Raw genomic sequence first — 21,005 nt, forward strand, 5'->3', positions numbered from 1 at the left:
TCCACCCTGAGTCCGACGCCGTACTCGAAAGGTTGCCCATGTCACAGTTCCTCGGCTGGATAGCGACACTTCCCGCCTGGCTGCAGATCGTGCTCGTCATCGCGGCTTTCCTCGCCGTCATCGGGCTGCTGCTCTTCTTCATCGAGATCGCTCCGCGCTCGGGGAAGAAGTACACGATCGTCCGCCTCGCGGTGTGCGTGCTCGTTCCGCTGATCGCGATGCTCCTCCTCGGCTCGGTGGTCTGGGCCGCACTCATCGCCGCCGTGCTGGGGGCCCTGTTCTTCTACCTCGACTACCGGTCGAAGCAGGGCGCCGGATACCTGTTCCAGTTGATCGGTTTCCTCGCCCCTGCGGTCATCCTGCTCGCGATCGGCCTCATCTACCCGACAATCGGCACGACGATCCAGGCCTTCCAGGACAACCGCAGCAAGGGCTTCGTCGGCCTCGACAACTTCGTCTGGATCTTCACCCAGCCCTACGGCATCCGGGTCGTCGTCAATACGATCGTCTGGGTTCTCCTCGTCCCGGCGCTCTCGACCATCTTCGGCCTCGCCTACGCGGCGTTCATCGACAGGTCGCGCGGGGAGAAGATCTTCAAGGCGCTCGTCTTCATGCCGATGGCGATCTCCTTCGTCGGCGCGAGCATCATCTGGCGCTTCGTCTACGCGGCCAAGCCCGCCGACCAGGACCAGATCGGCCTCCTCAACCAGATCGTCGTCTGGTTCGGGGGCGAGCCGGTGTTCTGGCTGCAGAACTCGCCCTGGAACACCTTCTTCCTGATCATCGTGCTCATCTGGATCCAGACCGGATTCGCCATGGTCATCCTCTCGGCCGCCATCAAGGGGGTGCCCGCCGAGCAGCTGGAGGCCGCGGAACTCGACGGGACGAACGCCTGGCAGAGGTTCATGAACGTGACCGTGCCCGGCATCCGGAGTTCGCTCATCGTCGTGCTCACCACGATCTCGATCGCCTCGCTCAAGGTCTTCGACATCGTGCGCACGATGACGGCCGGCGCCAACGAGACGAGCGTCATCGCGAACGAGATGTACACGCAGTGGAAGGGGTTCGAGACGGGCCGCTCCGCAGCCTTCGCCGTCGTCCTGTTCCTGCTCGTCATGCCGATCATCATCTACAACGCGAGACAGATCAAGAAGCAGAGGGAGATCCGATGAGCGCCGTCACCCCCATCGATGTCCCGATGAGCGACTCGACGAGCAGGCAACTCGCTCGCGGCGAGGCCAGGGTGGAGGCGGCCACCAAACGCACCAAGCGCCGCCTGACCAGTCGCACCGCGACGATCGCCGCGCTCGTCATCGCCATCCTGTGGACCACCCCGACCTTCGGGCTCTTCCTGTCGTCGTTCCGGCCGGCCGGGGAGGTCGCCACGACGGGGTGGTGGACGATCTTCTCCAACTGGGGATTCACCTTCGACAACTACCTGCAGGTTCTTGAGGCGGGCAACACCCAGCTCACGATGGGCCAGGCGTTCCTCAACTCGATCGCGATCACCCTCCCGGCCACCGTCATCCCGCTCGTGATCGCCTCGCTGGCCGCCTACGCCTTCGCCTGGATCGACTTCAAGGGCAAGGACTGGATGTTCATCGGCATCTTCGCCCTGCAGATCGTTCCGCTGCAGATGGCGCTCGTTCCGCTGCTGAGCCTGTTCTCGCGCGGCGTGAACATCGGCGGAGTCGAGCTGTTCAGCGGCCTCAACGCGGGGACGTCCTACTCGCAGGTGTGGATCGCGCACACGATCTTCGCGCTTCCTCTCGCGATCTTCCTGCTGCACAACTTCGTCTCCGAGATCCCGCGGGAGCTCATCGAGGCCGCGAGGGTCGACGGCGCGAGCCACGGCCAGATCTTCTTCCGCATCATCCTTCCGCTCACCATGCCGGCCATCGCCTCCTTCGGGATCTTCCAGTTCCTATGGGTCTGGAACGACCTGCTCGTGGCGCTCGTCTTCGCCGACGGCACCGTCGCACCGATCACCAAGCTTCTCGCAGAGGTGACCGGCAAGTACGGCCAGGACTGGCACCTGCTCACCGCGGGAGCCTTCATCTCGATCGTCGTCCCGCTCATCGTGTTCTTCTCATTGCAGCGCTACTTCGTCCGCGGCCTGCTCGCCGGCTCGACGAAGGGGTAAGAGCCGACCGGACCTGCCGAAACCGTCTGAACCGTGCGTGGTAAGGGTGCGTTCTCGGCAGGTCCGGTCCTTGCCCGCGCCCGAGGGGCAAGCTGGGCGCCGACTGAGAGCACTCTATGAGTAGCTGAGTTTGGGTCGCCACAGCTTGTGAGTGATAGTTAGCAAGCCTAACGTTGTGCGCGATATCACCAACCGATTGTCTGCCCCATTGTGAGACACCAACCGGCGATGAACGGGAGAGACCCGCCGGTGAATCGACTCCACAAGGAGGAGACATGCGTTTCCATCGAGCCCGAAAAGCACTCATCCCTCTCGCCACTGCGGCCATTCTGGGTGTCACCCTCGCCGGCTGCAGCTCAGGCGGAACGCCGCCGGCGTCGACGACGCCGAAGGAGGACCTCTCCGGTGTCACGCTCAACGTCGCGGCCGACTGGTCGGGCGCCGAGCAGGCCAACTTCGAGAAGGTGCTCGCCCAGTTCTCGAGCGAGACCGGTGCGAAGGTCAACTACACGAGTTACGGCAGCAATGTCGCCACCACCCTCAACACCAAGATCGCCGGCGGCGATCCGCCCGATGTCGCGGTCATCCCGCAGCCAGGCCTCCTGAAGTCGCTGGCGCAGGCCGGCAACCTCATCCCGCTCTCCGCCGACACTCTCGCGACCGTCAAGAAGTACTACTCGCAGGACTGGATCGACCTCGGCTCGGTCGACGGAAAGACCTACGGGGTCTGGTTCAAGGGCTCCAACAAGTCGACGGTCTGGTACAACACGAAGGTCTACCAGAACGCCGGCGCCGACGTGCCGAAGACCTGGGACGACTTCGTGGCCGCCCTGCAGAAGGTCTCCGACTCCGGTGTCCCGGGCCTCTCCATCGGGGCGGATGTCGGCTGGCCGCTCACCGACTGGTTCGAGAACATCTACCTGAGGACGGCTGGTGCCGCGAAGTACGACCAGCTGACCAACCATGAGATCCCGTGGACCGACCCCTCCGTCATCGACGCGCTCACGATCCTCTCCAAGCTGTGGAGCAACTCGGCGCTCATCGAGCCGGGCGGCGCGCAGCGCACCTTCGGCGACTCGGTCACCGAGGTCTTCGGCAACCCGCCCAAGGCCGGAACCGTGTACGAGGGCGACTTCGTCGCAGGGAACATCACGTCCCAGACGAAGTCGGTCATCGGCACCGACGCGAAGTTCTACGACTTCCCCTCGATCAACGGATCAGACCCTGCGGTCGTCGGCGGAGGCAACGCGGCCATCCAGCTCAAGGACAACAAGGGGGCTGCGGCCCTCATGAGCTACCTGGCCGGCCCTGAGGCGGCGACGATCTGGGTGAAGCTCGGCGGGTTCACCTCACCGAACAACGGCGTCGACGTGTCCAACTACCCGGATGACACCTCCCGGCAGATCGCAGACGCCCTCGTGAACGCGAAGACGTTCCGCTTCGACATGTCGGACCAGGCGCCGAGCGCATTCGGCGGCACCTCCGGTTCGGGCGAGTGGAAGATCCTGCTGGACTTCTACCAGAACCCGACGAACATCCAGGGCACGGCCAAGGCTCTCGAAGCTGCGGCGACAGCGGACTACGGCAAGTAGGAGTCTGCCGACGTGTCCACCGCGGTGGAAGCGGTCGACGGGAAGGACGTGAGGCTCGCTCCGGCGGGTCCGCGCCCTTCCCTCAGCCGCGCGCGACGTTCGCTCGTGACCGCGGTCATCTTCCTCGCCCCCGCGCTGTTCCTGCTGGGGGTGCTCATCGGCTATCCGGTCGTCTACTCGGTGTGGCGTTCCCTGTTCGACGCGAGCGGCAGGAACTTCGTCGGGGGCGCGAACTACGTGACGATGTTCACCGACCCGGCCACCTTCCTCTCCATCCGCAACAACGTCATCTGGGTCATCGTCGCGCCCGTGACCTGCACGGTGCTCGGGCTCATCTTCGCGGTGCTCATGAACCGTATCCGCTGGGCGAGCGCGTTCAAGCTCATCGTCTTCATGCCCATGGCGATCTCGATGGTCGCCTCGGGGGTCATCTTCCGCACGCTGTTCCAGGAGAATCCGGATCTCGGCGCGGTCAATGCGGGGCTCGTCGCGATCCACGACGCGGTCGCGGACGGCGCCGGCTATCCAGGAGCCCGCCCGCGCGACGGCGTCGGCCTGACCGGCACCGGGGGTGCGGTCGAGTCGGGCGCCGCGGTGCCGGCCGGTGGGCAGCAGGACTTCCCGCTCGTCGGCATCCTGGGTGCGACCCTTCCTGGCGACGCGGCGACCGCCGTTCCGGCGTCGAAGGCTGCGGATGACGAGATCACCGGCACGGTGTGGCTCGACTTCGTCACGGGCGGCGGTGGTGTCGACGGCGAGCTCGGCGACGGCAAGAAAGGGCTGCCCGGTGTCACCGTGCAGGCGGTCGACTCGGCCGGCGCCGTCGTCGCCTCCGCGGTGACCGGTGCCGACGGGACCTACGCGATCAGCGGTCTCGACCCTGGCGACTACCGGGTCGGCCTCCCGGCCTCCAACTTCGCGGCGAACTACGCCGGCGTCTCCTGGCTCGGGCCGACGCTCGTGACGGCCGTCATCATCCTCGCCTACGTCTGGATCTGGGCCGGGTTCGCGATGGTCATGATCGCCTCGGGGCTCTCCGCCATGGACGTCTCGCTCCAGGAGGCGGCGCGCGTGGACGGGGCGAGCGAGTGGCAGGTGTTCCGCCGGATCACCGCACCGCTGCTGTCGCCGGTGCTCATCGTCGTGTTCATCACGCTCATCATCAACGTGCTCAAGATCTTCGACCTCGTCTACGTCATCCCGCCGGGGTCGTCACTTCCCTCGGCGAGCGTCATCGCCGTGCAGCTTTGGACGGTCTCCTTCGGCGGCGGCAACGACCAGGGGCTCGGCAGCGCGCTCGCGATCCTCCTCCTCGTGCTCGTGCTGCCCTTCATGATCATCAACGTGCGGAGGTTCAGGATGGAGCGCGAGCAGTGACCGCGCCCGCCGGGATCGTGACGGCGCGGCGCAGGGTCGCCGGGCGCATCCTCGACTTCTTCGGGAAGGGCGCCGTGAACGTCGTCCTCATCGTCGTCGCGGTGTTCTGGCTCGTCCCGACGATCGGGTTGTTCCTCTCCTCGCTCCGGTCGACGACCGACAACAGCCAGAGCGGATGGTGGACCGTGTTCACGAGGCCTGCCCAGCTCACCGTCGAGAACTATGCGAACCTGCTCGGCAACGCCCAGTTCATGGGTTCGTTCGTCAACACGATCGCGATCACCGTGCCGGCCACGGCGCTTGTCGTGGTGATCGGGTCGCTCGCCGGGTACGCCTTCGCCTGGATCCGGTTTCCCGGTCGCGACTGGCTGCTCGTGGTCGTGATCGTCCTCCTCGCCGTTCCCCTGCAGGTCTCGCTCATCCCGATCGCGAAACTGTACGGCGAGGTGGGGCTCTTCGGCTCGGTCGTCGGCGTCATCCTGTTCCACACCGCGTACGGGCTGCCGTTCGCGATCTTCCTGCTGCGCAACTTCTTCACGCAGATCCCGGGGGAGATGCTCGAGGCGGCGCGCATCGACGGGGCGAGCGAGTGGCGCATCTTCGGCCGCATCATCCTGCCGCTCGGGCTGCCGGCGATCGCGAGTCTCAGCATCTTCCAGTTCCTGTGGACCTGGAACGACATGCTCGTCGCACTCATCTTCACGAATGCGACCTCCCAGCCGGTGACGGTCGCCATCCAGAGCCAGCTGCGACAGTTCGGGGCGAACATCGACATCCTCTCCGCGGGCGCCTTCCTCTCGATGATCGTGCCGCTCGTCGTGTTCTTCGCCTTCCAGCGCTACTTCGTCTCCGCCCTGCTCGCCGGGTCCACGAAGTAGCCGGTCCGCGCCCTCCTCCCGCCCCTCCCCCCGCGAGACCGCATTTTCCGCATCAAAGCCGCCCGTTGGTGCGGAAAATGCGGTCTTGCGAACAGTTTGCGGGAGGATGAGGGGGTGAGCGGAATGCGTGGCGGAGGCGGTGGGCGCGGCCGCATCGGCAGCGCGGATGTCGAAGCGCAGCGCGCGGCGAACGCCTCGGCTCCCCGGGTGGCGGGCCTGCTCCGGCGGATCGCGGAGCTCTTCGTCCCGCACCGCACCCAGCTCGTCACGACCGGCGCGCTCGTCATCGTCGGCGCCGGCCTCTCGGTGCTGCCGCCGCTGCTCACGCAGCAGGCCTTCGACCACGGACTCTTCCCCAGGGGCGGACCGGACCTGCCGGTGCTCGGCGGCATCGTCGCCCTCATGGTCGTCATCTACCTCGTCTCCGCCGCGCTCGGGGTCTGGCAGACCTGGCTCACCGCGACGGTCGGCAATACGGTCATGGGAGCGCTGCGGGTCAAGCTCTTCGACCACCTGCAGCGCATGGAACTCGCCTTCTTCACCCGTACCAAGACCGGCGTCATCCAGTCACGCCTCCAGAACGATGTCGGCGGCGTCGCCGGGGTGCTCACCAACACGGTCTCGAGCGTCCTCGGCAACACCGTCACGGTCATCGCCGCCTTCGTCGCCATGGTCGTGCTGTCCTGGCAGCTCACGGTCGTGGCGCTCATCCTCATGCCCGTCCTGGTCATCGCCCAGCGCCGGGTCGGCCAGGTGCGGGCGCGCATCGCGACGAAGACGCAAGAGTCGCTGAGCGAGCTCACCGCGATCACGCAGGAGACCCTGTCGGTCTCCGGCATCCTGCTCGCCAAGAGCTTCAACCAGCAGCCCTCGGAGGTCGCCCGCTATCAGGACGAGAACGACAACCAGGTGCACCTGCAGGTGCGGCAGCAGATGAGCGGTCAGTGGTTCTTCGCGATGGTGCAGATCTTCCTCGCGATCATCCCGGCGATCATCTACCTGTGCGCGGCCTGGCTCATCCTCGGCGAGGTTCCGGTGACCGCGGGAACGATCGTCGCCTTCACGACCGTGCAGGCGCGACTCATGTTCCCCCTCCTCGGCCTCATGCGCGTCGCCCTCGACCTGCAGACCTCCGGCGCGCTGTTCGCCCGCATCTTCGAATACCTCGACCTCAAGCCGACCATCCTCGACGCCCCGGACGCCCAGCCCGTGCGAGTGCATGGCCGCGACCTCGGCAAGGTCGAGTTCGATGATGTCGTGTTCGGCTATCCGGATGAGTCGGGCCAGGCGGCCCCCACCCTCAAGGGCGTCTCCTTCACGATCGAACCCGGCCAGTTCGCCGCCTTCGTCGGGCCGTCGGGGGCGGGGAAGACCACGATCTCCTACCTCATCCCCCGGTTCCACGACGCGACGAGGGGGCGGGTGCTCTTCGCCGGCGACGACGTGCGCGACCTGCGGCAGGAGTCACTGCTCGAGAACATCGGAATCGTCAGCCAGGAGACCTACCTGTTCCATGCGACGATCGGCGAGAACCTGCGTTACGCGAAGCCGGGAGCGAGCGATGCCGAACTCGAGCGCGCCTGCCGGGCTGCGAACATCCATGACACTGTTCGATCGTTCCCGGACGGCTACGACACTGTCGTCGGTGAGCGCGGCTACCGCCTGAGCGGCGGTGAGAAGCAGCGCATCGCGATCGCCCGCGTCCTGCTCAAGGACCCGGCCGTGCTCATCCTCGACGAGGCCACGAGCGCGCTCGACTCGATCTCGGAGCGGGTGGTGCAGCAGGCGCTGGATACGGCATCCCGCGGCCGCACCACGATCGCGATCGCCCACCGGCTCTCGACGATCGCCGCCGCGGATGTCATCTTCGTGCTCCAGGCGGGGGAGGTCGTGGAGCGCGGAACCCACACCGAATTGATGGCGGCGGCGGGGGTGTACGCCAGGCTGTACGCGGAGCAGGCGGGTGCGCGCGCCGGGTGAGGTTCGACCCGGCGAAGGCTGGTCGAACCGGCCATTGTTGACGCGTACCCGCATTCACTACAGTGAGTGCCAGCCCTTCGGGCCGGACCAACGGGAGCCCCTGTGTCACGAACCGAACCAACGCCGCAGCGGGCCGACGGCGCCGTCCGCAGGTCGAGCCGCCGCGCGGGCCTGAGCATCCAGTCGGCGCTCCTCATCATGCTGCTCCTCGTGAGCCTCCTTTCGAGTTTCGTGGTCGGGCTCATCGGCTACGTCAACGGCTCCGACTCCCTGCGCGACGCCGCATTCGACCGGCTCGTCGGGGTGCGCGACGCGCGGGCGCGCGAGGTCAGCGAACTGTTCACCCGCATCAAGAACACGATGCTGCTGGAGGGCAGGAGCGCCGAGACGATCGACGCGACGCAGGCGTTCACGGAAGGGTTCGCCGCCCTCGAGGACACGGAGCTCACCGAGGATGAGCGGATCGCGATCCGGGCGTATTTCAGCGGCCCGTTCGCACGCAGGCTGGGGGATGCCACCGGCCACATCATCGATGCCGCGAGCTTCGTCCCCTCCGGTGCGGCGCAGAGCTACCTGCAATTGCACTACACGATCCCGTTCGACGACTTCGACGCCTCGATCGAGACCGTCGACGCGGGGGACGGCAGCGAATGGTCGGCCGCGAACGCGCGCTACCACGAGCAGTTCCACCGGATGACCCAGCTGCTCGAGTTCGAGGATGTGCTCCTCATCGACACCAAGGGCAATGTCGTCTACTCGGCGTACAAGGGCGTCGATCTCGGTACGAACCTGGTCGACGGACCTTACGCGTTCAGCAACCTCGCGACCGCCTACGCGAAGGCGCTCAGCACGAACATCCTCGACACCGTCGAGTTCACCGACTTCGGGGAGTATCCGCCGTCGCTCGGCCGCCCGGCCGCCTGGGCGGTCTCACCGGTCGGGTCGGACGGCCAGGCGATCGGGGCGATCGCGGTCGAAATGCCGATCGACGCGATCAACTCGGTCATGACCGGCGACCTGCAGTGGAGCGCGAAGGGTCTCGGCGACACCGGGGAGACCTACCTCGTCGGGGGCGACCACCTCATGCGGTCGACCTCGCGCGAGGTCGTCGAGCATCCGGACGACTATCTCAGGAAGGCGGTCGCGACGGGCACCAAGCCGGATGTCGCCGACCGCGTCGTCGAGACCGGGAGCACCCTCCTGCTCCAGCAGATCGACACGGATGCCGTGAGCCACGCCCTGAACAGCGAGACCGGAACGCTCATCGGCAACAACTACCTGGGGGAGGAGTCCCTCGCCGCCTACACCCCGGTGCGGGTGGGCGACCTCGACTGGGTCATCGTGGCCGAGATCGGCACGACGGAGGCGTTCGCGCCTGTGCGCGAGTTCACGCGCAACCTCGTGCTCTCCTCGACCGCTCTCATCATCGTCGTCGCCCTGCTCTCGCTCGTGCTCGCCCAACTCATCGTGCGGCCACTGCGCAGGCTCAAGACCGCCGCGGGTCGCATCGCCGCCGGCGAGCAGGGGGTGCAGGTCGATGCCGGCCGCAGCGATGAACTCGCGGATGTCGGCACGGCCTTCAACGACATGAGCAGGAGCCTGCAGGTCAAGGCTTCTCTCCTGGACGAGCAGATCGCCGAGAACGAGCGGCTGCTGCTCACGCTCATGCCGCCGACGGTGGCCAAGCGCTACCGGGACGGCGACCAGAACATCGTGGAGGACCACAAGGAGGTCACGGTTCTCTATGCGGACATCGTGGGTTTCGACGAGTACAGCAGGAATCTGCCGTCGGAGAAGGCGCTCGAACAGCTCAACGAACTGCTGCGGAGCTTCGACGAGGCGGCCGACCTGCATGGTGTCGAGCGGGTCAGGACGACGCGCAGCGGCTACCTGGCGAGCTGCGGCCTGACCATCCCGCGTGTCGACAACGCGCGGCGTACCGTCGACCTCGCGGTCGAACTGCAGTTCATCCTCGAGCGGTTCGGCGCCCAGCTCGGGGCGAGTCTGAATCTCCGGGCCGGAATCGACACCGGTACCGTCACGAGCGGCCTCGTCGGCCGATCGCACATCGTCTACGACCTCTGGGGCGACGCCGTGAGCCTCGCCTTCCGGGTGCAGGGGGAGACCGCGGAGCCGGGCATCTTCCTCACCCAGCGCGTCGTCGACAAGCTGCCGGGCAGCCAGAGCCTCGTGTCCGTCGGGCTGCTGCAGACCGCCAAGGGGGAGCAGCGCGTATGGCGCGTGGATATCTCCGGTCGCCATGTCTGACCTCCTGGGCCAGCCGTGGTTCTGGCCGGCCGTCATCATCGTCGTCGGACTGCCGGTCTCCCTCCTCGTGCTCACCGAGGTGCACAGCACCCTGGCGCGCCGCGGGAGCCCGGCGGCGCGCGTCGTCGCCCTGCTGCGCAACTTCGTCGTCCCGGTCGGGGCATTCCTGCTGCTCATCAGCCAGGCCGGCTACCTCAACGTCGACTGGAGCTGGACACGGATCACGGCGACCGTCTTCGGGTTCCTCATCATCCTGCTGCTCATCAACGCCTTCAACCTCGCGTTCTTCGAGACGGCGAAGAAGGGCACCTGGCGGCAGCGGGTCCCGTCGATCTTCGTGGAGATCGTGCGGCTCGTGCTCATCATCGTGTTCGTCGCCCTGTTGTTCTCGTTCGTCTGGAACGCCGACATCGGCGGCCTGTTCACGGCGCTCGGCATCGGATCGATCGTCATCGGCCTCGCGTTGCAGAACGCGGTCGGATCGGTGGTCTCCGGCCTGCTGCTGCTGTTCGAGCAGCCCTTCGAGCTCGGCGACTGGCTCGATGCCGATGGCGTCCGCGGGCAGGTGGTGGAGGTCAACTGGCGGTCGGTGCACATCAGGACGGATGCGGGCATCCGGATCGTGCCGAACGCGAGTCTCGCCTCCAGCTCCATCGTGAACCTGAGTCGCAGCGAGGGCGCTTTCGGCGTCTCCACGCTCACCCGGTTCTCGACGGATGATCCGCCCCAGGCCGTCATCGCGGTGTGCCGGGAGGTGGCACGCGGGTTGCCGCAGACCATCCCGGGCGAGGAGGCCATCGTCACCCCGCACCCCAAAGGCCGGTACACGGTGTATCTGACCCTGAATTCGCCGGCCGACGAGTTCAGTGGCCCGCGCCTCTTCAAGACCCGCATCTGGTACGCGGCGCGGCGGGCGGGCCTTCACTACGACAACGACCTGACCGACAGCCACCAGTCCGAGGAGAACTACCGCGCGGCGCTCCTGCAGGTGGCGCCGGCCCTGTACCTCTCGAACGAGGATGCGCTGCAGTTCCGCGAGAAGGTCGTCCTCGAGCGCTACGGCGCCGGTGAGGTCGTGCAGGCGCGCGGATCGGTACCGGAGGGCATGCGGTTCATCCTGCGCGGCACGGCCGCGCTCGCCGCGCGCACGACGGATGGCGCCGAGATCACGGTCACCGAACTCGGGCGGCTCGAGATCATCGGGCTCACCTCGCTCACGCGCCAGGCGGTCGCCGCGGCCATCACGGCGGTGACCGACCTCACCGTCATCCTCGTGCCCAACGAGATACTCGACCAGTTCGTCGAGTCGAACCCGGAGCTCGCCCTCGACATCGGAACGGAGATCGACAACCGTCGCGCCAAGACGGCGACGGTGCTGGGCGAACTCGGTGTCGCCACGCATCCGGATGACCGCTTGACGGCCTGATCGTCTGACGGCGCGACGGACCCGGTCGGAGCTACTGCCGCTGGGCGAGCAGCTCCTGCATGTAGTCGATCTCGCTCTGCTGGGCGGCGATCATGCCGCGCGCGAGGTTCGTGACGACGCGGTTCGTGGAGCGGTCCAGGATCGCCTCGGCCATGTCGATGCCGCCCTTGTGGTGCGCGATCATGAGGGTGAGGTAGAGATTCTCGGCCTCCACGCCCGTTGCGGCGCTCAGCTCGGCCATCTGCTCGTCCGTGGCGAGCCCAGGCATCGGCTCGCCGGGGACGTGGGCAGCCTCCCCAGCACCATGGTCGTGACCGGTCCCGCTGCGACCCGGCCGCACCATCCAGGTCATCGACGGCTCGCTCGCAGCCTGGGGCAGTCCCCACACGGTGAGCCAGGAGAACATCTGTCCGGCCTGCTGCTGCTGCGCGAGGGCGATGTCGTAGGCGAGCAACCGGATGTCCGGGTCGTCGGTCTCGTCGCGCACGATCATCGACATCTCCACGGCCTGCTGGTGGTGGAGCTGCATGTCGCGTGCGAAGCCCGCCTCGGCGCTCGTGTCGTTCGGGACCACCTCGGCCGGCGTGGTGAGACGCCCGGCGAGGAAGCCCGCGATGACGAGTGCGGCGACGCCGAGGATCGCGAGGACGATCGTCCTGGTCGGAACCGCGTGCGCAGCGCCGGTGTCAGCCGATCTTTCCGGGGCCATCCACCGCTCCCGTGCAGGATGCGCCGAGCTCCGGCGCCGTGCCCGACTGCCAGTACCGGGCGATGAAGCCGTCGAGGCGCTCGTCGTCGACACCGTCCATCCGGATCTGGGCGCCCCACGCCGAGGCGACCACCGGGGAGTCGAGTCCGGGGTACGGCGACAGGATGCTGTAGGTCCGCGGCATCCGGTCGCGCAGCGTGTCGAGTGCGGCGCCGGTCACCTCGTCGGGGTTGTAGGTCACCCAGACCGCACCGTGCTCGAGGGCATGCACCGCGCGTTCGTTCTCCTGCGGTTCGTCGTAGATGCCGCAGTTGAGCCAGGCGCTCCAGTGCGGACCGCCGGCCGGCGGGTCCATGCCGTAGTCGGCCTTGTAGTCGACCCGCTCCGGATCGACGTGAACGGCACCGGGGACGTCCCAGGTCTTGAGTCCGGTGAGCTCGATCGACAGCGGATCCTTCTTGGGGGTGGCCGTGATGACGACGATGGTGACGACGAGACCGACCGCGACGATGCTGCCGACCACTGCGCCCCAGATGCCGAAGAGCCGGTTGCGCCTCGAGCGCGCCTGTTCTTTCTTGAACGCCTCGACCTTGGCCTGGCGACGCTGCTCGCGTTCCTGCTTCACGGTGAGCTTGCCGCCGGGCGCGGCGGACTTCTTCGGCGGGTTCGTGCTCGATGCCATGGGCGTCGTCCTGTCGGTCGGGCGGCGGGGGTTCCTCTTTAACCTAGACGGTCTGCTGGTAAGAAGTCCGGCCGACGGGCAAACATTCCCGCCCGCCCCGGTATCGCACACGCCCGGGTAACGCTCACCGTGCCGCTGGTAGGTTTGGCTCACCATGAAGTACGCCAACAGCATCCTCGATCTGGTCGGCAACACGCCGCTCGTGAAGCTCCAGCACGTCACGGACGGGATCGCGGCGACCGTGCTCGTGAAGGTCGAATACCTGAATCCCGGTGGCTCCTCGAAGGACCGCATCGCCGCGCGCATCGTCGACGCGGCCGAGCGCGAGGGGCTGCTGAAACCGGGTGGGACGATCGTCGAACCGACGAGCGGCAACACCGGAATCGGCCTGGCCCTCGTCGCACAGCAGCGAGGCTATCGCTGCGTCTTCGTGCTGCCCGACAAGGTCGGCGAGGACAAGCGCAGCGTACTCACCGCCTACGGCGCCGAGATCGTCGTGACGCCCACCGCGGTCGCGCCGGAGAGCCCCGAGTCGTACTACAGCGTCTCCGACCGGCTCGCGCGGGAGATCCCGGGCGCCTTCAAGCCGAACCAGTACTCGAACCTCAACGGGCCGCTCAGCCACTATGAGACGACCGGTCCGGAGATCTGGCGCGACACCGAGGGCGAGATCACCCACTTCGTGGCCGGCGTCGGCACGGGTGGAACCATCAGCGGCACGGGCCGGTACCTCAAAGAGGTATCGGATGGCCGGGTCGTCGTGATCGGAGCGGATCCGGAAGGGTCCGTCTACTCCGGCGGCACCGGGCGCCCCTACCTGGTCGAGGGCGTCGGGGAGGATTTCTGGCCCGAGGCCTACGACCCGAGCGTTGTGGACGAGATCGTGGCGTCGAGCGACGCGGAGTCGTTCGAGTACACCCGCCGTCTCGCCCGTGAGGAGGGGCTGCTCGTGGGCGGCTCGAGCGGCATGGCCGTCGCCTCCGCGCTCAAGGCGGCGCGCACGCTTCCTGCCGAAGCGGTCATGGTCATCCTGCTGCCTGACGGCGGTCGCGGCTACCTCGGCAAGGTCTTCAACGACCGCTGGATGGCCTCTCATGGGTTCGCCGCCGCCGGGCAGGGGCCTACCGTGGAGGACGTGCTGCTCAGCAGGGACGGCGAGGAGCACCTTCTCGTGCATGCGCATGCGAGCGACACGGTGCGGGACGCCATCCGGATCCTGCGGGAGAACGGCCTTTCACGGCTGCCGGTGCTCTCGGCGGAGCCGCCGGTCGTCATGGGGGAGGTGCTCGGCGCCGTGGATGCAACGACGCTGCTCGACCTCCTCGCCTCGGGCGAGACGAAGCCGGATGACGCCGTTGAGACCCGCATCGGGCCGCGACTGGGCCTCATCGGCATCCACGAAACGGTCGACACGGCGCGCGAAGCCCTCACCCAGGCGGATGCTCTTCTCGTCGCCCGGGATGGCAAGCCGGTCACGGTTCTCACCCGCAACGACGTCCTCGCCTACCTCTCCTCCTGAACCACTGAAAGCGACACCATGAGCCACGACTTCAGCACGCGCGCCGTCCACGACGGTCAGGGCTTCGACCCGACCACGGGCGCCGTCATCCCGCCCGTCTACCTCACGACGACGTTCGTGCAGAAGAGCATCGGCGACCTGCGAAATGGTTACGAGTACACGCGCGGGACCAACCCGACGCGCGACTCGCTGCAGGCTCAGCTCGCGAGCCTCGAAGGAGGAAAGCACGGCCTGAGCTTCGCCTCGGGCCTCGCCGCGGAGGACGCCCTCCTGCGCACGGTGCTGAAGCCCGGCGACCACGTGCTCATGGGCAACGACGTCTACGGTGGCACGCACCGGCTCGTGAACCGCATCTTCGTCCCCTGGGGCGTGTCGCTGAGCGTCGTGAACATGAGCGACCCGGATGCCGTGCGCGCGGCGATCACGCCGACCACGAAGGTGCTGTGGGTCGAGACGCCCAGCAACCCGCTCATGACGATCTCCGACATCGCGGTGCTCGCCGAGCTCGGCCACGCGGCCGGCGCCCTCGTCGTCGTCGACAACACCTTCGCCTCGCCCTACCTGCAGAACCCGCTCGCGCTCGGCGCCGACGTCGTCGTGCACTCGACGACCAAGTACCTGGGCGGCCACTCCGATGTGCTCGGCGGCGCCGTCGTGCTGAACGACGACGAGCTCGCCTCGCGCGTCGGCTTCGTCCAGTTCGCGGCCGGCGCCGTCTCCGGCCCGATGGATGCCTGGCTCACGACCCGCGGAGCCAAGACCCTCGCGCTGCGGATGGAGCGTCATTGCGCGAGCGCGCAGGCCATCGCCGAGAAGCTCGTCGGGCATCCGGCCCTCGAGCACGTCTACTACCCCGGCCTGCCCGACCATCCCGGACATGAGCTCGCCGCACGGCAGATGCGCGGGTTCGGCGGGATGCTGTCGATCACCTTCCGCGGCGGTGCTGCGGCGGCGAAGAAGTTCGCGGAGTCGACGAAACTGTTCCAGCTTGCCGAGTCGCTGGGCGGCGTCGAATCCCTCGTGAACTACCCGGCCGAGATGACGCACGCCTCGGTGCGCGGAACAGAGCTCGAGGTGCCCGACAACCTCATCCGGCTCTCGGTGGGCGTCGAGGACGCCGCCGACCTCATCGAGGATGTGCTGGCCGCGCTGAAATAGCCGTTCCCTCCTGCGCTGGTCGTGGCTCGGCGTCAGGGCGTTACGGTTGCGGTGGCCTCCAGTTGGGAGGCGGGCGGGGTGCGCTGGGTGGCGAACGCGGTGGCGGCGGCGGCGCACACGAGCACGACCGCGAGTTGTTGCAGGAGCGACAGTCCCTGCCCGAGGATGAGCCAGCCGAACAGTGCGGCGATGACCGGAGAGCAGCTCGTGATGATGGAGTAGAGGCGAGGCGTGATCCTGCGCAGGATGACGCTGTCGAGGCTGTACGGGATGGCCGAGCACAGGATCCCCGTCGCCACGAGCAGGCCGAGCACCCGCCAGTCGATCGCCGAGTAGTCGACGACCACGAGCGCGGCCGGCCCGATGATGGCGAGCGCGACGACGCTCGCGATGCCGAGCCCCTCGAGTCCCTTGAACCGTGCCGCCACGGTTCTCGTGACGAGAATGTAGAGCGCCCAGCTCACGCCCGCCGCGAGTGCGAGCAGGATGCCCACGACATCCAGCTGCCCCTCGCCGCCGGCCAGGATGAACACGCCCGCGCCCGCGGCGAGCGCGCAGGCGACGTCGAGGATGCGCCGGGAGGTCGCGAGGGCGATCGAGAGCGGACCGAGGAACTCGATCGTCGCAGCGATACCGAGGCCCACGCGCCCGACCGCCTCGTAGAAGGTCAGGTTCATGACGGCGAGGATGACGCCGAGCGCGATGGCGGGCCAGAGGGCGCGCCAGGAGCGGCCGCGTATCCGGGGCCGGGAGAGCGGAACGACGACGAGTGCCGTCACGAGCTGACGCACCGCGACGACGACGACACTGCCGACGATGGGGATGAGAAGGCCCGCGATCGATGAGCCGAAGTTGATGCTCACCTCGGTGGCGAGCTGCGTCGTCGCGCCGACGGTTCGATCGCGTTGGGTGGTCACAACTTATGACAGTAGACGGTGGTGAGATGGCGCAGCGCCAGGCGCGATGCCACGGCCGGCGATGCCGGCCGGATGCCGACGAGTGTGCCGACGAGGTCGGTGGCGGATGCGAGAATGACACCGAGCGCGACGCCGGCTGCATGGCACGACGTCGACATGGCGTGAGGTAGACACAGAGTGGCAGTTTCTCGATGGACGACACCTGACTGCCAGAGAGACTATGGAGTGGTGAGCAACCGTACCGTCGCGACGATCGCCGATCCCGGGCCTGCCGGCACCGGGCACGCCGGCACCGTCGGCCTGCTGCAGGGCTCATCGCTGTACATCGCCTCCGTGCTCGGCACCGGCATCCTCGTACTGCCGGCGCTCGCGGCGACCGCGGCCGGCCCCGCCTCGATCCTCGCCGTCGTCGCGGTGCTCGTGCTGTCCATCCCGCTCGCCGGCACGTTCGCCGCGCTCGCGGCACGGCATCCGGATGCCGGTGGTGTCGCCACCTTCGTGCGGCTCGCGCTCGGGCCGACGGCCGCCCGGATGGCCGGCTACTGGTTCTACTTCGGCGTGTGCGTCGGCGCGCCCGTCGTCGCGGTGCTCGGCGCCTCCTACATCGGTGCGATCTTCGGAGCGCCGCAGTGGGTCATCGTGCTGCTCTCGGTACTCATCTTCGTCCCACCGTTCGTGTCGAACATGTACGGGCTGCGGGTGTCGGGCGCGGTACAGCTCGTGCTCACCGGCGCACTCGTCGCCATCGTGATCGGGGTCGTGGCGGTCACCCTGCCTGCCGCGCATCCGCAGAACTTCGAACCGTTCCTGCCGAACGGCTGGCTCGGGGTCGGTACTGCCATCAGCCTGTTCGTCTGGGCGTTCGCCGGTTGGGAGGCCGTCACCCACATCGCCGGTGAGTTCCGCAACCCGCGGCGCACCATCCCGCTCGCCACCGCGATCGCCATCGCCGCCGTCGGCATCGCCTACCTCGCGCTCCAGTTCATCACGATCGCCGTGCTCGGATCGAACGCGGGAGACAGCCCGGTTCCCCTCCTCGACCTCGTCGCCACGACCGCGCCGGGCGTCGGCCCCGCAGCCGTCGCCGTCATCGCGGGCATCGTCTCGCTCGGCGTGCTCAACACCTACCTCGGCGCCTTCGCGAAGCTCGGCGCCTCGCTCGGGCGCGACGGCGACCTCCCGCGGTGGATGGCGGCCGGTGCGGAATCCGGCGGCATCCCCAGGCGCAGCCTGCTCGTCGTGGGTCTGCTCATCGGCGTGTACTTCGTGGCGCTGAGCCTCGCCGGGCTCGATCTCGCGGCCTTCATCCTCATCCACACGAGCTGCATGGTGGCGATCTACGCACTCGGAATGTGGGCGGCCGTCCGGCTGCTCGAACGCTGGTCGGTCGGCTGGTGGATGGCCGTGGTCTCCTGTGTCTTCGTGGTCGGGCTGCTCATCCTCGCCGGAGTGCATCTGCTCGTCCCTGCTGGGCTCGCTCTCACGGCAGTCATCGTCACGGTCGTCAAGCGGGTGCGCGCGAGGCAGCCTCGCCCCGTTCCCCGCGAGTCGGGGCATCCTGCGGGTGCGACGGATCCGGAAGCCGCACATTGACCCGAGTCATGACGGGGTGGACGACTCGTCAGGCGCGGTGCGATGAATACTGCTCGCGGATGATCGGCCGGTGGTCGGATGCCGGCCGCGAGGCGATGCCGATCTGCCAGGCCGGGCGCTCGCCGGTGAGCGCCCAGGCGGCCTGCACGGCGGCGCCCGCCGCGACGTATTCGCCGGGTTCCGGCACCACGACGGGCAGGTCGAACACCTGGGCTGCGATCGTCGCGACGGCGGCGTTCTGTGCCGCGCCACCGATGAGCAGGATGCGACGCGCTTCGACCCCGCAGCGCGTCAGGGCGTCGAGGCCGTCGGCGAGCCCGCACAGCATTCCCTCGATCGCCGCCCGCGCGAGGTTCGCGCGCGTCGTCGAGGCGAGCGTCATGCCGGTGAGGCTGGCCGTCGCATCCGGCAGGTTAGGGGTGCGCTCGCCCTCGAAGTAGGGGGTGAGGACGAGGCCGCCTGCGCCTGGCTCCGCGGTGAGGGCGAGGCGACCGAGCTCATCGTGGTCCGTGCCGAGGACTGCGGCGATCGAGACGAGCGTGCGTGCGGCGTTCAGGGTCGCGACGAGCGGGAGGAAGCCGCCGGCGGCATCCGCGAATCCGGCGACGGTGCCCGCCGTATCGCGTACCGGCCGGTCGGTGACGGCGAAGACCGTGCCGCTCGTGCCGATCGAGACCACGACATCACCGGTCGCCGCGCCCAGCCCGAGGGCCGCCGCCGCGTTGTCGCCGGCGCCTGCTCCCACCACCAGCCCACCACCCGCGCCTGTTGTTGTCCCAAATGAAGGCATTTCGGCATCGACGGTCTGCGCTGCCCAGGGATCCAGTACCCGGGGAAGCTGGATGCCTTCATTTGGGACAGGGACGTCCGGAAGGCGGAGTGCGCGGGCGAGCAGGTTGCGGTCGTAGGAGCCGGTCGTGGGGTCGAAGTAGCTGGTGCCGCTCGCATCGGATCGGTCGGTCGTCAGTTCGGAGAGCACCGGCCCGAGCGGGCTCTCACCGACGGGGCCGTAGCCGCGCAGGCGCCAGGTGAGCCAGTCGTGGGGGAGTGCGATGGCGACCACGCGCGCGGCGTTCTCGGGTTCGGCGTCGGCCAGCCAGCGCAGCTTGGTGAGGGTGAAGGATGCGACGGGCACTGTTCCGGTGCGGCGTGCGAATTCGGCGGCGCCCACCTCGTCGACGAGGTCAGCGGCGGCCTGCGCTGAACGAGTGTCGTTCCAGAGCAGCGCGGGACGGATGACGCGCCCATCGGCATCCAGCGCCACCATGCCGTGCTGCTGGCCGGCGATCGAGATCGCGGCCACGTCGCCGAGACCGCCCGCATCCGCGATCGCCGCTCGCAGCGCCTGCCACCACGCCTCAGGGTCGACCTCGGTGCCGTCCGGATGCGGTGCCCGCCCGCTGCGCACGATCGCTCCGGATTCGAGGTCGCGGATGATGACCTTGCAGCTCTGAGTGGAGGAGTCCACCCCGGCGACACTAGTCATCGCGCACCGCCGTCATCGCGCACCGCCGTCATCGCGCACCGCTGTCATCGAGCACCGCTGTCACCGAGCACCGAGGAGATGCTCGGTCGCGAGCTGCTGCAGGGCGACGAAGTTGAAGCCACGGCCGCCGAAGTAGACCGAGGTGTCGAAGTCTTCGAACGCGGTGCGGTCGGCGAGCAGGTCGTCGTAGGTCTCGCCCGTCGCGAGGGTCGGCACGGAGAGCTCCGGCACGCGCGCGGCCTCGAGCGCGGCCTGTACCTCCGGGTCGGCGCGGAACGCCGCGGCCCGCTCCTTGAGCAACAGGTAGTTGCGCATGTTGGCGGCGGCAGAGGCCCAGACGCCCTCGACATCCTCGGTGCGCGAGGGCTTGTAGTCGAAGTGCCGCGGCCCGTCGTAGGCCGGTCCGCCGCCCGGTGCACCGTTCTCCAGCAGGTCGACGAGCGCGAAGGCGTTGTACAGGTCGCCGTGCGCGAACACGAGGTCCTGGTCGTATTTGATGCCGCGCTGCCCGTTGAGGTCGATGTGGAACAGCTTGCCGTGGTACAGCGCCTGCGCGATCCCGGCCGCGAAGTTGAGCCCGGCCATCTGCTCGTGCCCGACCTCGGGGTTGACGCCGACGAGCTCCGGCCGCTCGAGCGACGCGATGAACGCGAGCGCGTGCCCGACGGTGGGCAGCAGGATGTCGCCCCGCGGCTCGTTCGGCTTGGGCTCGATCGCGAACCGGATGTCGTAGCCCTTGTTCGTGACGTAGTCGCCGAGCAGGTTGACGGCTTCCCGGTAGCGCTCGAGGGCGGCACGGATGTCCTTGGCCGCGTCGTACTCCGCGCCCTCGCGTCCGCCCCACATGACGAAGGTCTTCGCTCCGAGCTCGGCGGCGAGGTCGAGGTTGCGCAGGACTTTGCGCAGCGCGTACCGGCGCACCGCACGGTCGTTGGAGGTGAACCCGCCGTCCTTGAAGACCGGCTGGCTGAAGAGATTCGTCGTGATCATCGGCACCGCGAGTCCGGTGTCGGCGAGCGCCTGCTTCAGGCGGTCGATCTGCTGCTGGCGGGCGGCATCCGTCGAGCCGAACGCGAACAGGTCGTCGTCGTGGAAGGTGAGACCCGAGGCGCCGAGCTCGGCGAGATGGGTGACGGCGTCGACCACGTCGAGCGGCGGTCTGGTCGGCCCGCCGAAGGGGTCGGTGCCGTTGTAGCCGATGGTCCACAGCCCGAAGGTGAATTTGTCGTCGCGTGTCGGTGTCGCCATTGCCTGCTCCAAGGTACATTTGTTGTTGC

The 21,005-nt window shown here is 68.0% G+C and carries 17 protein-coding genes; 12 read left to right on the forward strand and 5 right to left on the reverse strand.

Annotation, left to right across the window (positions count from 1 at the left end):
* Positions 1-38: 38 nt before the first annotated feature.
* From ABD678_RS05355 to ABD678_RS05390, 8 genes are all read left to right on the forward strand, one after another.
* Positions 39-1,172 (forward strand): carbohydrate ABC transporter permease, encoded by a 1,134-nt coding sequence (locus tag ABD678_RS05355; protein ID WP_344754495.1) that lies wholly within the window; start codon positions 39-41, stop codon positions 1,170-1,172.
* The gene (locus ABD678_RS05360; RefSeq protein WP_344754497.1) at positions 1,169-2,143 is read left to right on the forward strand and encodes a carbohydrate ABC transporter permease; all 975 of its coding nucleotides are present in this window, start codon (positions 1,169-1,171) and stop codon (positions 2,141-2,143) included. The genes ABD678_RS05355 and ABD678_RS05360 overlap by 4 nt, the downstream gene beginning before the upstream one ends.
* 275 nt (positions 2,144-2,418) lie before the next feature.
* A complete protein-coding gene (locus ABD678_RS05365) occupies positions 2,419-3,735 on the forward strand; it encodes an ABC transporter substrate-binding protein (protein ID WP_344754499.1) in 1,317 nt (438 codons plus the stop codon).
* Positions 3,736-3,747: 12 nt separating this feature from the next.
* Positions 3,748-5,112 (forward strand): ABC transporter permease subunit, encoded by a 1,365-nt coding sequence (locus ABD678_RS05370; protein WP_344754501.1) that lies wholly within the window; start codon positions 3,748-3,750, stop codon positions 5,110-5,112.
* Entirely contained in the window at positions 5,109-5,990 is an 882-nt protein-coding gene (locus ABD678_RS05375; RefSeq protein ID WP_344754503.1) for a carbohydrate ABC transporter permease, read from the forward strand. Before ABD678_RS05370 ends, ABD678_RS05375 begins: the two co-directional genes overlap by 4 nt.
* A 123-nt stretch (positions 5,991-6,113) precedes the next feature.
* Entirely contained in the window at positions 6,114-7,970 is a 1,857-nt protein-coding gene (locus tag ABD678_RS05380; protein ID WP_344757090.1) for an ABC transporter ATP-binding protein, read from the forward strand.
* A gap of 102 nt (positions 7,971-8,072) precedes the next feature.
* The gene (locus ABD678_RS05385) at positions 8,073-10,238 is read left to right on the forward strand and encodes an adenylate/guanylate cyclase domain-containing protein (protein WP_344754505.1); all 2,166 of its coding nucleotides are present in this window, start codon (positions 8,073-8,075) and stop codon (positions 10,236-10,238) included.
* Positions 10,231-11,664, forward strand: a complete 1,434-nt coding sequence (locus ABD678_RS05390; protein WP_344754507.1) for a mechanosensitive ion channel domain-containing protein — start codon at positions 10,231-10,233, stop codon at positions 11,662-11,664. The genes ABD678_RS05385 and ABD678_RS05390 overlap by 8 nt, the downstream gene beginning before the upstream one ends.
* A 31-nt stretch (positions 11,665-11,695) precedes the next feature.
* Here the strand turns inward: ABD678_RS05390 and ABD678_RS05395 are convergent, their stop codons facing one another.
* Together ABD678_RS05395 and ABD678_RS05400 are read right to left on the reverse strand one after the other, a co-directional pair.
* Entirely contained in the window at positions 11,696-12,373 is a 678-nt protein-coding gene (locus ABD678_RS05395) for a DUF305 domain-containing protein (RefSeq protein ID WP_344754509.1), read from the reverse strand.
* Positions 12,351-13,055, reverse strand: a complete 705-nt coding sequence (locus ABD678_RS05400) for a DUF3105 domain-containing protein (protein WP_344754511.1) — start codon at positions 13,053-13,055, stop codon at positions 12,351-12,353. The genes ABD678_RS05395 and ABD678_RS05400 overlap by 23 nt, the downstream gene beginning before the upstream one ends.
* A 154-nt stretch (positions 13,056-13,209) precedes the next feature.
* On the opposite strand from ABD678_RS05400, the gene ABD678_RS05405 reads away from it, so the two are divergent.
* Positions 13,210-14,574, forward strand: a complete 1,365-nt coding sequence (locus ABD678_RS05405) for a cystathionine beta-synthase (protein WP_344754513.1) — start codon at positions 13,210-13,212, stop codon at positions 14,572-14,574.
* A gap of 18 nt (positions 14,575-14,592) precedes the next feature.
* On the forward strand, positions 14,593-15,732 hold the full coding sequence (locus ABD678_RS05410; protein ID WP_344754515.1) for a cystathionine gamma-synthase: 1,140 nt from the start codon (positions 14,593-14,595) through the stop codon (positions 15,730-15,732).
* Between the two features lie 32 nt (positions 15,733-15,764).
* Here ABD678_RS05410 and ABD678_RS05415 read toward each other — a convergent pair whose 3' ends face one another.
* Positions 15,765-16,649 carry an EamA family transporter gene (locus ABD678_RS05415; protein ID WP_344754517.1) on the reverse strand — a complete coding sequence of 295 codons (885 nt, stop codon included), beginning with the start codon at positions 16,647-16,649 and terminating at the stop codon, positions 15,765-15,767.
* 21 nt (positions 16,650-16,670) lie between these two features.
* Here ABD678_RS05415 and ABD678_RS05420 point away from each other — a divergent pair, with 21 nt between their 5' ends.
* Both ABD678_RS05420 and ABD678_RS05425 read left to right on the forward strand, forming a co-directional pair.
* On the forward strand, positions 16,671-16,814 hold the full coding sequence (locus ABD678_RS05420) for a hypothetical protein (RefSeq protein ID WP_344754519.1): 144 nt from the start codon (positions 16,671-16,673) through the stop codon (positions 16,812-16,814).
* 63 nt (positions 16,815-16,877) lie between these two features.
* Positions 16,878-18,242 carry an APC family permease gene (locus ABD678_RS05425; protein ID WP_344754521.1) on the forward strand — a complete coding sequence of 455 codons (1,365 nt, stop codon included), beginning with the start codon at positions 16,878-16,880 and terminating at the stop codon, positions 18,240-18,242.
* Positions 18,243-18,270: 28 nt separating this feature from the next.
* Here ABD678_RS05425 and xylB read toward each other — a convergent pair whose 3' ends face one another.
* Positions 18,271-19,728 carry a xylulokinase gene (gene xylB, locus ABD678_RS05430; protein ID WP_344754523.1) on the reverse strand — a complete coding sequence of 486 codons (1,458 nt, stop codon included), beginning with the start codon at positions 19,726-19,728 and terminating at the stop codon, positions 18,271-18,273.
* A gap of 60 nt (positions 19,729-19,788) precedes the next feature.
* Positions 19,789-20,976 carry a xylose isomerase gene (gene xylA / locus ABD678_RS05435; protein WP_344754525.1) on the reverse strand — a complete coding sequence of 396 codons (1,188 nt, stop codon included), beginning with the start codon at positions 20,974-20,976 and terminating at the stop codon, positions 19,789-19,791.
* Positions 20,977-21,005 lie beyond the last annotated feature (29 nt).

It is taken from the genome of Leifsonella bigeumensis (assembly GCF_039537265.1).
GTDB classification, from domain to species: domain Bacteria; phylum Actinomycetota; class Actinomycetes; order Actinomycetales; family Microbacteriaceae; genus Terrimesophilobacter; species Terrimesophilobacter bigeumensis.

Excerpts from the sequence above, each read along its gene's own strand:
- ABD678_RS05390 (WP_344754507.1), top strand. The coding sequence starts at position 10,231 with ATGTCTGACCTCCTGGGCCAGCCGTGGTTCTGGCCGGCCGTCATCATC.
- ABD678_RS05395 (WP_344754509.1), bottom strand. The coding sequence starts at position 12,373 with ATGGCCCCGGAAAGATCGGCTGACACCGGCGCTGCGCACGCGGTTCCG.
- ABD678_RS05380 (WP_344757090.1), top strand. The coding sequence starts at position 6,114 with ATGCGTGGCGGAGGCGGTGGGCGCGGCCGCATCGGCAGCGCGGATGTC.
- ABD678_RS05355 (WP_344754495.1), top strand. The coding sequence starts at position 39 with ATGTCACAGTTCCTCGGCTGGATAGCGACACTTCCCGCCTGGCTGCAG.
- xylB (WP_344754523.1), bottom strand. The coding sequence starts at position 19,728 with ATGACTAGTGTCGCCGGGGTGGACTCCTCCACTCAGAGCTGCAAGGTC.
- ABD678_RS05360 (WP_344754497.1), top strand. The coding sequence starts at position 1,169 with ATGAGCGCCGTCACCCCCATCGATGTCCCGATGAGCGACTCGACGAGC.
- ABD678_RS05405 (WP_344754513.1), top strand. The coding sequence starts at position 13,210 with ATGAAGTACGCCAACAGCATCCTCGATCTGGTCGGCAACACGCCGCTC.
- xylA (WP_344754525.1), bottom strand. The coding sequence starts at position 20,976 with ATGGCGACACCGACACGCGACGACAAATTCACCTTCGGGCTGTGGACC.
- ABD678_RS05400 (WP_344754511.1), bottom strand. The coding sequence starts at position 13,055 with ATGGCATCGAGCACGAACCCGCCGAAGAAGTCCGCCGCGCCCGGCGGC.
- ABD678_RS05365 (WP_344754499.1), top strand. The coding sequence starts at position 2,419 with ATGCGTTTCCATCGAGCCCGAAAAGCACTCATCCCTCTCGCCACTGCG.
- ABD678_RS05410 (WP_344754515.1), top strand. The coding sequence starts at position 14,593 with ATGAGCCACGACTTCAGCACGCGCGCCGTCCACGACGGTCAGGGCTTC.